16 protein-coding genes and 1 pseudogene are annotated in these 12,906 nt (G+C 34.8%); 16 read left to right on the forward strand and 1 reads right to left on the reverse strand.

Annotated elements, in window-relative coordinates; genetic code table 11:
- The first annotated feature begins 31 nt into the window (after nt 1-31).
- Nucleotides 32-931, forward strand: a complete 900-nt coding sequence (locus FGL31_RS08860) for a helix-turn-helix domain-containing protein (protein WP_099371372.1) — start codon at nt 32-34, stop codon at nt 929-931.
- A gap of 74 nt (nt 932-1,005) precedes the next feature.
- Here FGL31_RS08860 and FGL31_RS08865 read toward each other — a convergent pair whose 3' ends face one another.
- A complete protein-coding gene (locus FGL31_RS08865; protein ID WP_197734151.1) occupies nt 1,006-1,872 on the reverse strand; it encodes a mechanosensitive ion channel family protein in 867 nt (288 codons plus the stop codon).
- 402 nt (nt 1,873-2,274) lie between these two features.
- On the opposite strand from FGL31_RS08865, the gene FGL31_RS08870 reads away from it, so the two are divergent.
- From FGL31_RS08870 to FGL31_RS08930, 15 genes and pseudogenes are all read left to right on the forward strand, one after another.
- Entirely contained in the window at nt 2,275-3,597 is a 1,323-nt protein-coding gene (locus FGL31_RS08870) for a MutS-related protein (RefSeq protein ID WP_138090660.1), read from the forward strand.
- 132 nt (nt 3,598-3,729) lie between these two features.
- The gene (locus FGL31_RS08875) at nt 3,730-4,575 is read left to right on the forward strand and encodes a sugar phosphate isomerase/epimerase family protein (protein ID WP_138090662.1); all 846 of its coding nucleotides are present in this window, start codon (nt 3,730-3,732) and stop codon (nt 4,573-4,575) included.
- 8 nt (nt 4,576-4,583) lie between these two features.
- Nucleotides 4,584-4,913: an SMP-30/gluconolactonase/LRE family protein gene (locus FGL31_RS27680; RefSeq protein WP_138090664.1), complete on the forward strand. Its 330-nt coding sequence runs from the start codon at nt 4,584-4,586 to the stop codon at nt 4,911-4,913.
- 35 nt (nt 4,914-4,948) lie between these two features.
- Nucleotides 4,949-5,472, forward strand: a pseudogene (locus FGL31_RS27685) (SMP-30/gluconolactonase/LRE family protein).
- A 10-nt stretch (nt 5,473-5,482) separates the two neighbouring features.
- Nucleotides 5,483-6,697 (forward strand): dihydroxy-acid dehydratase, encoded by a 1,215-nt coding sequence (locus FGL31_RS08895; RefSeq protein ID WP_262709071.1) that lies wholly within the window; start codon nt 5,483-5,485, stop codon nt 6,695-6,697.
- On the forward strand, nt 6,666-7,190 hold the full coding sequence (locus FGL31_RS27690) for an IlvD/Edd family dehydratase (RefSeq protein ID WP_262709072.1): 525 nt from the start codon (nt 6,666-6,668) through the stop codon (nt 7,188-7,190). The genes FGL31_RS08895 and FGL31_RS27690 overlap by 32 nt, the downstream gene beginning before the upstream one ends.
- 13 nt (nt 7,191-7,203) lie before the next feature.
- Nucleotides 7,204-7,968, forward strand: a complete 765-nt coding sequence (locus tag FGL31_RS08900) for an SDR family NAD(P)-dependent oxidoreductase (protein ID WP_099371367.1) — start codon at nt 7,204-7,206, stop codon at nt 7,966-7,968.
- A 45-nt stretch (nt 7,969-8,013) separates the two neighbouring features.
- A complete protein-coding gene (locus FGL31_RS25080; protein ID WP_232046472.1) occupies nt 8,014-8,484 on the forward strand; it encodes a Gfo/Idh/MocA family protein in 471 nt (156 codons plus the stop codon).
- A gap of 22 nt (nt 8,485-8,506) precedes the next feature.
- Nucleotides 8,507-8,773: a Gfo/Idh/MocA family protein gene (locus FGL31_RS25085; RefSeq protein ID WP_232046475.1), complete on the forward strand. Its 267-nt coding sequence runs from the start codon at nt 8,507-8,509 to the stop codon at nt 8,771-8,773.
- Nucleotides 8,680-8,883 carry a Gfo/Idh/MocA family protein gene (locus FGL31_RS29790; protein WP_394366135.1) on the forward strand — a complete coding sequence of 68 codons (204 nt, stop codon included), beginning with the start codon at nt 8,680-8,682 and terminating at the stop codon, nt 8,881-8,883. Before FGL31_RS25085 ends, FGL31_RS29790 begins: the two co-directional genes overlap by 94 nt.
- 882 nt (nt 8,884-9,765) lie before the next feature.
- Nucleotides 9,766-10,197: a hypothetical protein gene (locus tag FGL31_RS08910; protein WP_138090670.1), complete on the forward strand. Its 432-nt coding sequence runs from the start codon at nt 9,766-9,768 to the stop codon at nt 10,195-10,197.
- Between the two features lie 2 nt (nt 10,198-10,199).
- Complete coding sequence (locus FGL31_RS08915; RefSeq protein WP_138090672.1) at nt 10,200-10,838, forward strand: hypothetical protein; 639 nt, start codon at nt 10,200-10,202, stop codon at nt 10,836-10,838.
- A gap of 29 nt (nt 10,839-10,867) precedes the next feature.
- Entirely contained in the window at nt 10,868-11,587 is a 720-nt protein-coding gene (locus FGL31_RS08920; RefSeq protein ID WP_171017592.1) for a sensor histidine kinase, read from the forward strand.
- Nucleotides 11,580-12,248: a response regulator transcription factor gene (locus tag FGL31_RS08925; RefSeq protein WP_197734152.1), complete on the forward strand. Its 669-nt coding sequence runs from the start codon at nt 11,580-11,582 to the stop codon at nt 12,246-12,248. Before FGL31_RS08920 ends, FGL31_RS08925 begins: the two co-directional genes overlap by 8 nt.
- Nucleotides 12,249-12,378: 130 nt before the next feature.
- Complete coding sequence (locus tag FGL31_RS08930; RefSeq protein WP_099371361.1) at nt 12,379-12,705, forward strand: hypothetical protein; 327 nt, start codon at nt 12,379-12,381, stop codon at nt 12,703-12,705.
- Nucleotides 12,706-12,906: the final 201 nt, after the last annotated feature.

The raw sequence follows: 12,906 nt of genomic DNA on the forward strand, positions 1-12,906 counted from the left end.
AACTTTATGTTACCGTTAATCAATAGTTGTTATGAGTAATACCATCGACCTATTGTCCATTCAAACTCCCGAACATCTACGAAGTGGACAAGAGCATCAAACACGTTTCGATTGTGGCGAGTTTGAGGTCAATATTTTTGAAACGTTCCAGTCATCTACCAAAGTGAAAATCACCTATGAAGGCCTGTCCATTTCAAGTATGATCCGGGGGCATAAAACAGTTTACACCAAAGAAGGGGAAACCTTTAAATTCTTGCCTGGTTCTTCACTAATATTGCCTGAAGGAGAGACAATTTTCGCTGATTTTCCAGAGGCTGATCTTAAAAACCCAGTACAGTGTGCAACCATCCTGATCTCAAAGGACTCCCTTGAAAGTCAATTGAAATTCTTGAATATTAATTATCCAGAAGGCCAAGACTGGACTTTGGATTTTTCGAACTTTCACTTCAACAATAATTCAGGCTTGGTCCGTGCATTCAACGAACTGTTACATGTCGCTACTCAAGACGAACCTAACCTTCCTTTGAGTGACTTATTGTTGAAGTCTTTGCTGATTCGCATAATTGAATCCCAAAAGGAACACTTAAAAGAACAGAATAGCATTACTGCAAAGAGCCAGTTGCATGTTATCAAGAATTATATTAAGGAAAATTTAGGACAGACATTGAGCTCAGAAATTTTGATGAAGGTTGGCAACTGTAGCAAAAGTACCTTGCACAGAATGTTTGAAACCTATTGTGGAAAAACACCTGGAGCATATATCCTACAAGAAAGAATGGTGAATGCCCGGAATTTATTGTTGCAGGCAGATTCAAATATATCTGACGTAGCCTATCAGACAGGATTCAGTTCCTTAAGCTATTTTGTAAAACAATTCAAGGCTTTTCATAATTGTACTCCCGGGGATTTTATTAAAAAATTTGGCAAGTAAAATCTAAGATTTTATAAAATAAGAAACCCCAACAATAGTCGGGGTAACTTGGATATAAATATATGTAGTTTAGTCTAATTGTTTGATCTGTTGACAATGACATTATGAGGGATTGGTCCTTCAATATTATTACTGTCAAAAGCTTTTTTTACTAATTCTTGAACTTCAAAATAAACAGTCCAATAATTGTCTTGGGTAGTGTAGGGTCTGATTGCCAATGTAGTCATGCCATCGGCAACTTCTAAAACGCTTACTTCAGGAGTAGGTTCTGCCAATACCATAGCATGTTGCTTCATAGCCCCAATAGCAACTTCTCTGGCCTGATCGATATTTTGATTAACTGAAATAGCCATTTTCAAATCTACCCTTAGATTACCATGGGTATTGTAATTTGTAATTACACCTGTTGAAAGAGCTCCGTTTGGAAGAATAACTGTTTTATTTTCAGGAGAAAGGATGGTTGTATTAAAAATTCCAATTTCAGTGACAAGACCCAAGCTGTCTTGAGCTTCAATTAAATCGCCTACTTTGAAAGGTTTAAAAACCATTAACATAACACCACCTGCCAAATTTCCCAGTGATCCATTCAATGCTGCGCCGATAGCAAGGCCTGCTCCAGCCAATAATGCAGCAAAACTTGTAATATTTACTCCCAACATCCCAATTATAGCAAGGAACATCAGAATAGTTAATGTAACCTTGACAATTGATACCAAGAATTTTTGAAGAGAAACATCGAAATTCTTGTTCGATAGCATCTTTTTGATAATTGCGCCGATACGACCAATAAGCCATTGTCCAATTAAGTAGACTAAAATAGCACCTAGCACTTTCGGAGCGTAGGCAAGAGCCATGTCTTTAATCTTCACCATCCATATGCTACCTTGGTCAAGAAGGCCGCTTGCTACGGGAAGGGTAGTGTCAATTTGTAATAATTTCATAATAAAACTTTTTAATTCTCTAAAAGAAAAATTCATGCCATTTTAATGAATTTATGTAGTAAAATATCTACTAATAATTTAATTAATAAGTTAAACAAAGAGTAATAGTTTAAAATTTAAATAGTTAAGTGCTGTGTTTTTTAAAATTTATTAGAAAATAAAGGTGAAAACTGAACTATTACTTCTATAAAAACATAAGATTGTACATTTTTTAAATTTTACCTGTGCATTTTTTAATCCGTTTGCATCATTTATAAAAAATGGATGGCTGATTTTTTTTGGGTACAAATAATAATAAAACAATATTATCACCATTTCCTAATTTGAAAATTGTATTTTTAATTATACATCAAAAAATTGTTTGAATACCTTATAAAACCTGCATCTGTCAAATCACATATTATGAGCGATAAATTTTTAATTGATGAACAAACTCTAAAAGACATTCAACTCCGGGATAGACATAGCCGTACCATTTTAGAATTTTTTGACAATACCATCACTGATGGAGGTATGTTCTACCTAATGGATATCTTTTACAACCCCGTGCTAGATGTCAATATTATTAAGGATAGGCAGATCAAAATCCGCCGATTGGAACCTGTTGCAGATGAAGACTTCCTTTTTTATCGGGTGATAGTAAAGGATTTAGAGAAATATGTGAAATCATCACATTCTGGACGTGCGGCCTCATTAACGCTTATGGATTTTATAGGCGTCAGAACTCCAGCATATTATTATAAAAAGAGATCCATACAAGAAGCCTGTGATTTTATGATAAAATGTCAGAATTATTATAAGAAAATCAATCAAGATGTAGCCTATCCAGATGTTGAAAATATAATTCAGTTGATTGAAGATTGTCTTTCCATGATCTTTAAGAAAAAGAAATATGATGCTGATAAATTAAGGATCAATATATTTAATATTGAGAATTTTGATAAAATGATCCGATACACATTGGCTCCTAAAATCAAGAAGATAATTGAATTCTTTTATGAAATCGATGCTTTCCTTTCTGTTGCCAAAGTCTCTAAAGCTCATAATTTCTGCTATCCAGAGGTGTTTCCAAAAAACGAAACTGGTGTTATAGAAATGAATGGTGTATATCATATCTTTCATAAAAATCCAGTGGTAAACGATGTCAGAATGGAGAGGGACAAAAAGATTTGGTTTTTGACAGGGGCAAATATGGCCGGAAAATCTTCTATTATAAAAACCATTTCAACGGCTCTTTATCTTACGCATATTGGATTTCCTGTTCCTGCGGAATCTATAAAAACGGATTTAATCGATGGAGTATTTACAAGTATTAATTTACAGGACAATCTAGAACTTGGCTATAGTCACTTTTATGTAGAGGCCATGCGTCTGAAAACCATAGTTGACCAATTGCCCAAAGATTCAAATGCCGTCATCATCCTAGATGAGCTCTTTAAGGGGACTAACCACAGCGATGCCTCAAACGCAATCTTGAGAGTGCTTGAAAATCTTGCCTCTGTAGACGGACCTTATGTAATTGTTTCATCCCATATAACTGAACTTTCAAAAGAATTGGAACATATTCCATCCATAGGGTTTTTCAAAATGAATATTGAAAGTGACCCAGAAGGACTCCCTATTTTTACTTATAAAATCAAAGAAGGAGTAGCTGAGGAAAAATTGGGAATGTGGCTGTTGAAAAAAAGCGGCGCATTTGAATCTATTGATAAACTGAAGACTTAAATAATTTATAAGTATCTAAATTATTTCATAAAAACACCTTTAAACTTTATAAAGGTGTTTTTTTATTATGTATTTTTAATGATATACAATTATTGCTCGCAATTTTTTGCAGCAGCCTAAACCACAAATGTCATGAAAATTAATAGCTTAAAATATATTACCTTTAATCTGTTATTAATATGTATTTCAATATTCACCGTCAGTTGTTTTGAGATAAAAAAGGAAACTCCTTCAAACATCAAAATTGGAGTTGCTTTATACTCTTTCAATAAATTTTCATTTGTTGATGCCGTGGAAAAGGCTAAGTCAGCAGATGTTAATTTAGTGGAGGGATTTTCATTCCATGAACTGGGAGGACAATTTGGAACAAAAAGATTGTTGGACCTATCTGATGAAGAAGTTGGACAACTTAAGAAAACCTTAGATTCAACCAAGATGACCATGCCGTCTATCTATGCTGATGCCAAGACTCTAGAAGAATGGAAGCATCTATTTGATCAAGCAAAAAAAATTGGATTAAAATTTATGGTTGGTGAACCTGACCCTCAATTTCTAGATGATATCAACAGAATGGCTGGTCAATATCAAATGAAGTTCGCCATACATGAGCATGCCAAAGGATTAAGTAAATATTGGCATCCAGATTCTGCATTGGCAGCTATTAAAGATAGAGAAAATCTGAAAATCTGTGCTGACATAGGGCATTGGGTACGTAGTGGATTGGACCCTGTAGAATGTTTGAAAAAAGTAGAAGGAAATGTAATTAGCGTCCATGTAAAGGATTTAGACTCATTTGGAAACCTAAATGCAACAGATGTCAATATCAGCACTGGAGTTATAGATTATCCCAAAATCTTTGAAGAACTTAAACGGCAACAATTCGATGGTTATGTTTTCATAGAATGTGAACATGATTGGGAAGATAATTTAAAAGATGTAAAAGAATCCGTAAATTATATCACCCAAGTATCAAAATAAACTAAACTATGTATACACAAAAAACGATTGAAACCCTGCATTCTCCCATTAACCAACATGGTGAGGGACCTATTTGGCATATGGGGCGTCAATCAGTTTTTTGGGTTGATATTCTTTCTGATCAAATCCTGGAATATAATTGGAATCAAAAACAAGTTTTTACTTATCCTAATGCAAAAATGGTTTCTGCCATATTTGAAATTGAAGGACAAAATGATTTTTTGATGGCAACTATACAAGGAGGTCTTGCAGAATATGATCTAAATAAAAATTCCTGTATAGTATTTAATGATCTGGATATAGACTGGAAAGAAACTCGCTGCAATGATGAGCAGTAGATCCAGATGGAAATATATGGTTCAGTACAACTCATATTGATCATGAAGAAGGAGCAGGAGATTTATTTTGTTTAAAACCCAACGGCGAGATTATTAAAATTTTGGAGAAGGTGAGCATTTCAAATGGTCCCTGTTGGACTCCTATTGGGAATAATATGTATCATACTGATAGTGGGAGTCGCATTATTAAAGAGTACAATCAATACAATAATGAATGGAGGGCTACATCTAGGCAGATTCAGATTTCTGAAAACCTTGGATTTCCGGATGGGATGGCAATGGATTTAAATGGGTATTATGGGTAGCCATTTGGGGAGGATTTGCTGTTGTAGGTTATGATACTGATACTGGTAAAATGGTTGCAAAAATCGATCTGCCTGTTCCCCATGTATCATCATGTACATTTGTAGGTCCAAATTTAGACACCTTATTTATAACAAGTTCAAGAAAAGGACTGACAGATACTGAATTGGAAAAATATCCTGATAGTGGAAAAGTATTTATGGTTCAGATGGACTCCAAAGGAATGGAGATGAAAACATTTAATAAGAAATTTTAAACACCTAATTATGAAACTCAGAAGTAAAGAATGGTTTGGTAGAAAAGGAAAGGACGGATTTATTTATCGTGCCTGGATGAAGAATCAGGGGATTCCTGCAGATATGTTTGAAGGAAAGCCGGTTATTGGGATCTGTAATACTTGGTCTGAACTAACCCCATGTAATGCTCATTTCCGTGATCTGGCGGAGGCCGTAAAAAAGGGAGTTTTAGAAGCAGGGGGATTTCCTGTTGAGTTCCCCGTGATGTCACTTGGGGAAACATTGATGAAACCAACGGCCATGCTTTTCAGGAATTTGGCGAGCATGGATGTTGAAGAGTCTATCCGGGCAAATCCAATTGATGGTGTGGTATTGTTATGTGGTTGTGATAAGACAACTCCATCTTTGGTGATGGGGGCCTGCAGTGTTGACCTCCCTACATTGGTAGTTTCTGGAGGAGCAATGTTAACTGGTAAATTTCAAGGAAAGGATATAGGTACTAGTGATGTATGGCGTTTTGCTGATGCTTCCAAACAAGGCACAATAACAGAAGAGGAAATGAATCAAGCAGAGGCAGGAATGTGTCGGAGTGCGGGTCATTGTGCTGTAATGGGTACGGCATCATCTATGGCAAGTATGGTGGAAGCATTAGGATTGACATTGCCAGGAAATGCTGCAATCCCTGCAGTCGATGCGAATAGAAAAGTATTGGCAAGAATGTCAGGAAGAAGAATTGTTGAAATGATTAAGGAGGATTTAAAAATGTCCAAAATCTTGAAACGCGAGGCTTTTGAAAATGCAATCATGGTAAATGCTGCTATTGGTGGGTCTACCAACTTTGCTATTCATTTGATGGCTATCGCCGGTAGGATAGGAGTCGAGCTTGATCTTGAAGATTTTGACAAATATTCTAAGGGGGTTCCATTAGTTGCTAATCTACAGCCTTCAGGAAAATTCTTTATGGAGGATCTTTATTATGCGGGTGGGATTCCTGCGGTCATGAATAGCATCCAAAAATTCCTGAATACAGATGCACTGACAGTTAATGGGAAAACGATTGCAGATAATTGCTCAAACCAGAAGAGCCTTAATGAAACAGTGATATCAACAGTGGAAAATCCTTTCAATCCATTGTCCGGCATTGTAGTATTGAAAGGGAATTTATGTGAAAATGGCGCTGTGATTAAAACCTTCTGCTGCAACTCCAGCACTCATGAAACATACTGGAAAAGCAGTTGTTTTTGAAGATATAGAGGATTATAAAATTAAAATAGACTCTTTAGACCTGGATGTTGATGAAAACAGTGTTTTGGTCCTAAAAAATGTAGGACCTAAAGGTTATCCCGGAATGCCCGAGGTGGGTAACATGGGAATCCCTAAAAAACTATTGGATAAAGGTGTTGTCGATATGGTAAGGATTTCAGATGGTCGAATGAGCGGGACTGGGTTTGGAACCGTTGTTCTACATATCTCACCAGAATCAGCAGTAGGTGGGATGTTAGCCTTTGTGCAGAATGGTGATATGATTGAACTTGATGTAGAAGCTAGACAATTGAATCTTTTAGTAGAAGATGAGGAATTGGCAAAAAGAAAACAAAATTTAAAGTTAGACCTTAATAAATATACAAGAGGATATTGCAAATTATATGTGGATCATGTTGAACAATCGCATTTAGGAGCTGACCTAGACTTTTTAAAAGGGGGATCTGGCAGTGAAGTGTTAAGAGATTCACATTAATAATTAAATAAGAATGGATAAAAAAAGATTTGCTAATAAAACAGCAATAGTTACTGGTGCGGGCAAGGGTATTGGCTATGAAATAGCCAAATGTTTAGTTCTTGAAGGTGCTACGGTAATCTTAAATGACGTGGACCTGGAACTAAGCGAGAAAGCAGCCAATGAAATTTCTCAGTTAGGCACCTGTATACCTTTTTCTGGTGATGTAGCTGAAGCTGATTTTAATAAGGAACTTGTGGAATTTGCTATCGCTCGGACGAATTCACTGGACATTGTAATGGCAAATGCTGGAATTACATTATTCGGTGGTTTCTTGGACTATAAGCCGGAGGATCTATATAAAGTTTTACAAGTAAATATTGGTGGAGCGTTTTTCTTGGCTCAAGCTGCAGGCAAATATTTGATCGATAATAAAAAGAAAGGATCGATTTTGTTCACTTCTTCAGTTACAGGACATCAGGCGCATAAAGATCTTGCTGCTTATGGGATGACTAAAGCAGCCATTGAGTTGTTGGCTAAGCATTTGGTCCTTGAATTATCACCTTATGGAATTAATGTGAATGCAATAGCACCAGGAGCCACATTGACCGAAAGAACATTGGAAGATCCTGATTATGTTCGAACCTGGGCTAATTTAACCCCAATTGGCTCTGCTGCAAGTCCTAATGATATAGCACAGGCAGCTTTGTTTTTGGTGAGTGATGAAGCCCGACATATTACTGGACAGACCTTAGTGGTGGATGGTGGATGGACATCAGTTAGTCCTTCACCTTTTTAAAAAACAATTTTGAATTTCGATAAATACTGGTTTAAATGTTTGATTATGGAAAATAGAAAATTGAGAATGGGAATGATTGGTGGCGGACAAGGTTCTTTTATTGGAGCAGTACATCGATCTGCTGCTCTGTTAGATGGAAAAATTGATTTGGTTTGTGGAGCTTTCAGTTCTCGGCCAGATGTTGCAATTGATTCTGGGAAAGATCTTGCACTACCTTCTGATCGAGTTTACTCCTCTTTTCAGGAAATGATAGAGAAAGAAAAGGAATTGCCAGAAGATATCAGAATGGATTTTGTGTCGATCGTTACTCCAAACAACGTTCATTTTGAACCCGCAGTCCTTGCGTTGAAAAATGGCTTTCATGTTGTTATAGATAAGCCAGTTACATTTACACTCCAAGAAGCAGAGGAATTGGCAAAGGTTGTGGAAGAAACAGGCATGATGCTTTGTCTGACACATACCTATGTAGGATATCCAATGGTGAAGCAAGCAAAAGAACTTGTTCAAGGAAAATAAGATCGGTAAAATTCGTAAGATCATGGTGGAATATCCACAAGGATGGTTGAGCAAAGGAATTGAAAATACAGGCAGTGTACAGGCAGCATGGAGAACAGATCCTCAAAGAAGTGGTAAAAGTGGTTGTATGGCAGATATAGGTACGCATGCTGCACACCTTGCTGAACATGTTTCAGGATTGAAAATTACACATCTATGCGCAAACCTCAATATTTATGGCGAGGAAGGCTATTGGATGATGACGGCGATGTATTGCTTAAGTTTGAAGACGGGGCAACTGGTGTTTTAAGTGCCTCCCAAGTAGCAACCGGTGAAGAAAATGCCCTAAAATTAAGGATATATGGAGAAAAAGCTGGATTGGAATGGAGGACAGGAAGAACCAAATACACTCCCTGGTGAAATGGGTGGATCAACCAATACAGATTTATAGAACCGGTGGAAACCAAGGCTATCCCTTAGCAAAATATACTTCAGCATTTACGCGAACACCAACCGGTCATCCAGGAAGGGATATCTGGAAGCATTTGCAAACATCTATCAGTCTTTTGCAGTAAGACTCTTGAAGGAAAATTAACGGAGATAAACAAGAGGTGGATTTCCCTGAATATCCAGGAATAGAAGAAGGAATCCGAGGAATGAAATTTATTGATAAAATTATCGAATCCAATGACTCAGATGAAAAATGGACAAGATTTTAAATTAAAACTTTAAAATTGATTTTTTGGTGAGGATAGAGTTTCATATTAAATTTTTTTCCATTACGAGATATAAACGAATTTTAATAGTTAATCCATTGGATTAACTATTAAAATTAATTATAAAATATTATGATATCAAAATCTATAAATTGAATAATTATAATTCTATAAATTATTAATAATCAATATGTTGTAATTTAAATAATAGGATGGGTTGATTGCTTGACAGGGTATAGATTATGTATATTTATACAATTAAACTAATCAATCATGCTAACTAGAAAAGACTGTCAGAAAGCACTCAAAAAAGTGGCAATCTTCTAAAAAAAATTTAAATGAAGTTTTACGGCTTTTTCCATCTAATAATGTTTTCGTAATTACAAGGGAAGATATTCAATGGATTAAGAAAAACAACCAAGCAGATTACTTTCATATTTTTATCGGAGTACATGAACGCAAGGCTGTTTTAATTTATTCTCCTATTGATGCCTCAGGTGCAGATGTCAAACTCCAAGAATATCCATTTTCATACTTAACAGAGCTTGATAGGGAACTGAGATTTGTAGAAAAAGAAGTCACTACATTGACTAAAATTGCAATCCTTTCGAAAGATTTAAAAGTTATTTCTAAAATTAACAAAGAAAAATTACCTCTTCCATCACATGATATTGAATGTCAAGATCATATTTTAAAAGAAATTGAAGATTGGAGAAATAATGCTGCTGACTGGTTCTTTAAACAGGTTAGTGAGTCAAAAGGAGCAGGGATTTTCAATATGTTTACCGTTCCGATTGAAGATATCGGTGCCGGAGAATGTGATGTAATCGCATTATTTGCATTTAAATATTCCAAAGTTTATAATCAATTCCTTCCGACCATCATTTTTGTACAGGATGAAAGTGAACTATTTGAAAATTCTAACTTGTTATCTGTTCAAAGTAATGTTTTCAACTGGTCACAGCCATGCCCGCCATTCTGTCGAGATAAGGATAAATTAACGATTCAAGAAGATTAATTATGTTGTTTTTATACGTGACCATAGGGATTTCTAACGTCATGTTATTCTTGGCAAGTATATGGAATATTAAAGACCATTTTAAATATTCTGACCCAGGAAGAAATCTAAGGATGTTCTTGATGTTTTTGTTGGCAATTGAAATCATCTCGAAACTTTTTATCTACCTTCTGTATGCTACAGATATGAAATTCCTATTTAATATTTTTGTAGCTGGTGAACTCTTACTATTAACAAATTTCACCAACAGTCTTGCACCTCATAAAAATCAATTCTCAAAATTATATTTGGGAATATTCCTTTTATTGATTGCCGCTTCAGTGTTCAATGAATTCCAACCCATTTTATGGATGAAATGGATCAAACCAATATCGAATATTATTATTGTGCTTGAACTCGGAAGATGTCTGCTCTTTTCTTTAAAAGCAGGTTATCAAAACCACTCTAAGAAATTGTTTTATGTGCAATTTGCCCTCTTTCTTTATTATTTTGTATCAACGATATTATTTCTTGTATTAAATCAATTGCAATCTCTGAACATAGAATATGCTGGATATTTATGGTCCATCAATAATATATTGTCTTGTAGTTTATATGCCGTATGCCTTTATTATTTCTACTCTACGCGAAAATCTATATAGAGATATATGAAATTTCTATATTGTTGATATTGGCAATTATTATTGTCGTATTTGTTTTCTTATTGTATAATCAATATTATAAGAGAATACAAGAGGAGAATAATTTGAGACATCAACAGGAATTGCAATTTGAGGTAGATTCGAAGGCATTGGCAATCAATACGCAAGAAGAAGAAAGAAAAAGAATTGCTAGGACACTGCATGATGAACTAGGTAATAAATTGCAAGTGCTTAAGCTTAATTTAAACAGTTTTCAGGAACAATTGGATTCTGATCATTTTTTGATTTTTAGAGAAAAACTGGACGCATTAATAGATACTACGCGTGAGATATCCCATAGAATGTATCCTGTGAACCTAGAATATTTTGGATTGGTACTCACTTTAGAAGAAATGGAAAGTAATCTTATCGGATATGATTATAAGTTATTCTTATTGCGGCCATATACTGAAAGACCTTTAAGCTTTGAAGTTCAAGTCTATAGAATAATCCTGGAGTTTGTAAATAATACTATTAAGCACGCCCATGCAAACAAATTGCTAATTTATATCAGAGATACAGATAAGCACATATCCTTTTTATTGAAAGATAATGGGAGGGGTTTTTCCATGGATAATAAAAAAGGAATGGGGCTTTCGAATATGAATACAAGGGTAGAATTACTGAATGGTAAATCTAAGCTGAGCTCGGCAGTTGGAAAGGGAACAAGGTTAATTATGGTTTTCTCTAAGCATGAAGGTTATGAGTGAGATTAAAATTGCATTAATGGATGATGAATCATTGTTTATTGAAGGATTGAGTCTGCTTATTGAAAGAATTCCAAATTGTAAGGTTGTTTATAAAAACAGTGATTCATCCACATTAATTGATGATTTCTACAGCTTGCCTGAAATTGACATTCCAGATATTCTACTTTTGGATATTCAGATGGAACCAATCTCAGGGCTTGAGTTGGTAGAGAAAATTTTACCAAATTTTCCTAAGGTTAAGATCCTGATCCTTTCTTCTCATTATAAATCTAATATGATTGGTCATATGTTGAAGCTTGGAGTCTCTGGTTTTCTTCCTAAAGTAATTGATACCGAAACATTAAAAAATGCAATTCAAACTGTATATCAAACTGGAGTATATGTCTCAGCCTCAGATTATCAATTACTGCATCAATATCTAAACAATCCAAATAAAAAAGTATCATTTGACCTAAAAGATCAATTGACAGAACGAGAAATTGAAGTGATCCGTTTGATCTGTGAAGAATATACCAATATAGAAATTGCTGAACAATTGTTTCTCAGTAAGCGTACTGTGGAAAGTCACAGACAGCGGATATTAGATAAATTAGGATTGAAAAACACTGTTGGGTTAGTAATATATGCCTTAGCCAATGAAATATTCGTCCCCAAAAAATAAGTGATTGCGTATAAATACTGAATCCTAAATTTCAGTTTTTTCGCTCTAGCTACTGAATGATTGAGTCCTTAAATTTGATATATCAAGAGAGTAATAGCTTGAATATTATTTTAACCTCAAGAATCCGATTATGTCAACCTTACAAAATAATACTTTCAGCAATCAACAACTGTTGAACAATAATGTAGATTCTTACGACCCAACCATGTCGAATTATATTAATACGATTGTTGCCTATAATTTTTTGCAAGAAAAATATCTCGAAGATCTGAGTTCTCCTTCTGAAAAAATAAAAGAACAATCAGAACAGAAATGGAATAATATTAAGGTTCAGCTTGAGAACAACATTAGAACCATTTATAATAGGTTGGATCAAGAAAACAGTCGTTTTTTAGAAGATGCAAAGCAAATTCTCGAAAAGACAATAGGATTAAAAAACCAATCTTCAATTGCTTAATATGTAAACATTCAATATGGAATAGAGCGTAATTTAAAACCAATCAATCATAGTTTTTATTTATCTAAAATCACACTAATTGTTAAACCCTATATTCTTCTCTCCACATTCAAGGGGGAAAACCTTGAAAATTTGGAATGTTTGGGTATTTCAAATAAGCATCACAGATGTTTATTGATTAAGTTTAGTTAATAAAGTCTT

The organism is Sphingobacterium daejeonense (assembly GCF_901472535.1).
In the GTDB taxonomy this organism is placed as follows: Bacteria; Bacteroidota; Bacteroidia; order Sphingobacteriales; family Sphingobacteriaceae; genus Sphingobacterium; species Sphingobacterium daejeonense.

What these genes read in the sequence shown, in the direction of transcription:
- FGL31_RS08860 (WP_099371372.1), top strand. Translation starts at nt 32, where the DNA reads ATGAGTAATACCATCGACCTATTGTCCATTCAAACTCCCGAACATCTA.
- FGL31_RS08865 (WP_197734151.1), bottom strand. Translation starts at nt 1,872, where the DNA reads ATGAAATTATTACAAATTGACACTACCCTTCCCGTAGCAAGCGGCCTT.
- FGL31_RS08870 (WP_138090660.1), top strand. Translation starts at nt 2,275, where the DNA reads ATGAGCGATAAATTTTTAATTGATGAACAAACTCTAAAAGACATTCAA.
- FGL31_RS08875 (WP_138090662.1), top strand. Translation starts at nt 3,730, where the DNA reads ATGAAAATTAATAGCTTAAAATATATTACCTTTAATCTGTTATTAATA.
- FGL31_RS27680 (WP_138090664.1), top strand. Translation starts at nt 4,584, where the DNA reads ATGTATACACAAAAAACGATTGAAACCCTGCATTCTCCCATTAACCAA.
- FGL31_RS08895 (WP_262709071.1), top strand. Translation starts at nt 5,483, where the DNA reads ATGAAACTCAGAAGTAAAGAATGGTTTGGTAGAAAAGGAAAGGACGGA.
- FGL31_RS27690 (WP_262709072.1), top strand. Translation starts at nt 6,666, where the DNA reads ATGAAACATACTGGAAAAGCAGTTGTTTTTGAAGATATAGAGGATTAT.
- FGL31_RS08900 (WP_099371367.1), top strand. Translation starts at nt 7,204, where the DNA reads ATGGATAAAAAAAGATTTGCTAATAAAACAGCAATAGTTACTGGTGCG.
- FGL31_RS25080 (WP_232046472.1), top strand. Translation starts at nt 8,014, where the DNA reads ATGGAAAATAGAAAATTGAGAATGGGAATGATTGGTGGCGGACAAGGT.
- FGL31_RS25085 (WP_232046475.1), top strand. Translation starts at nt 8,507, where the DNA reads ATGGTGGAATATCCACAAGGATGGTTGAGCAAAGGAATTGAAAATACA.
- FGL31_RS29790 (WP_394366135.1), top strand. Translation starts at nt 8,680, where the DNA reads ATGCGCAAACCTCAATATTTATGGCGAGGAAGGCTATTGGATGATGAC.
- FGL31_RS08915 (WP_138090672.1), top strand. Translation starts at nt 10,200, where the DNA reads ATGTTGTTTTTATACGTGACCATAGGGATTTCTAACGTCATGTTATTC.
- FGL31_RS08925 (WP_197734152.1), top strand. Translation starts at nt 11,580, where the DNA reads ATGAGTGAGATTAAAATTGCATTAATGGATGATGAATCATTGTTTATT.
- FGL31_RS08930 (WP_099371361.1), top strand. Translation starts at nt 12,379, where the DNA reads ATGTCAACCTTACAAAATAATACTTTCAGCAATCAACAACTGTTGAAC.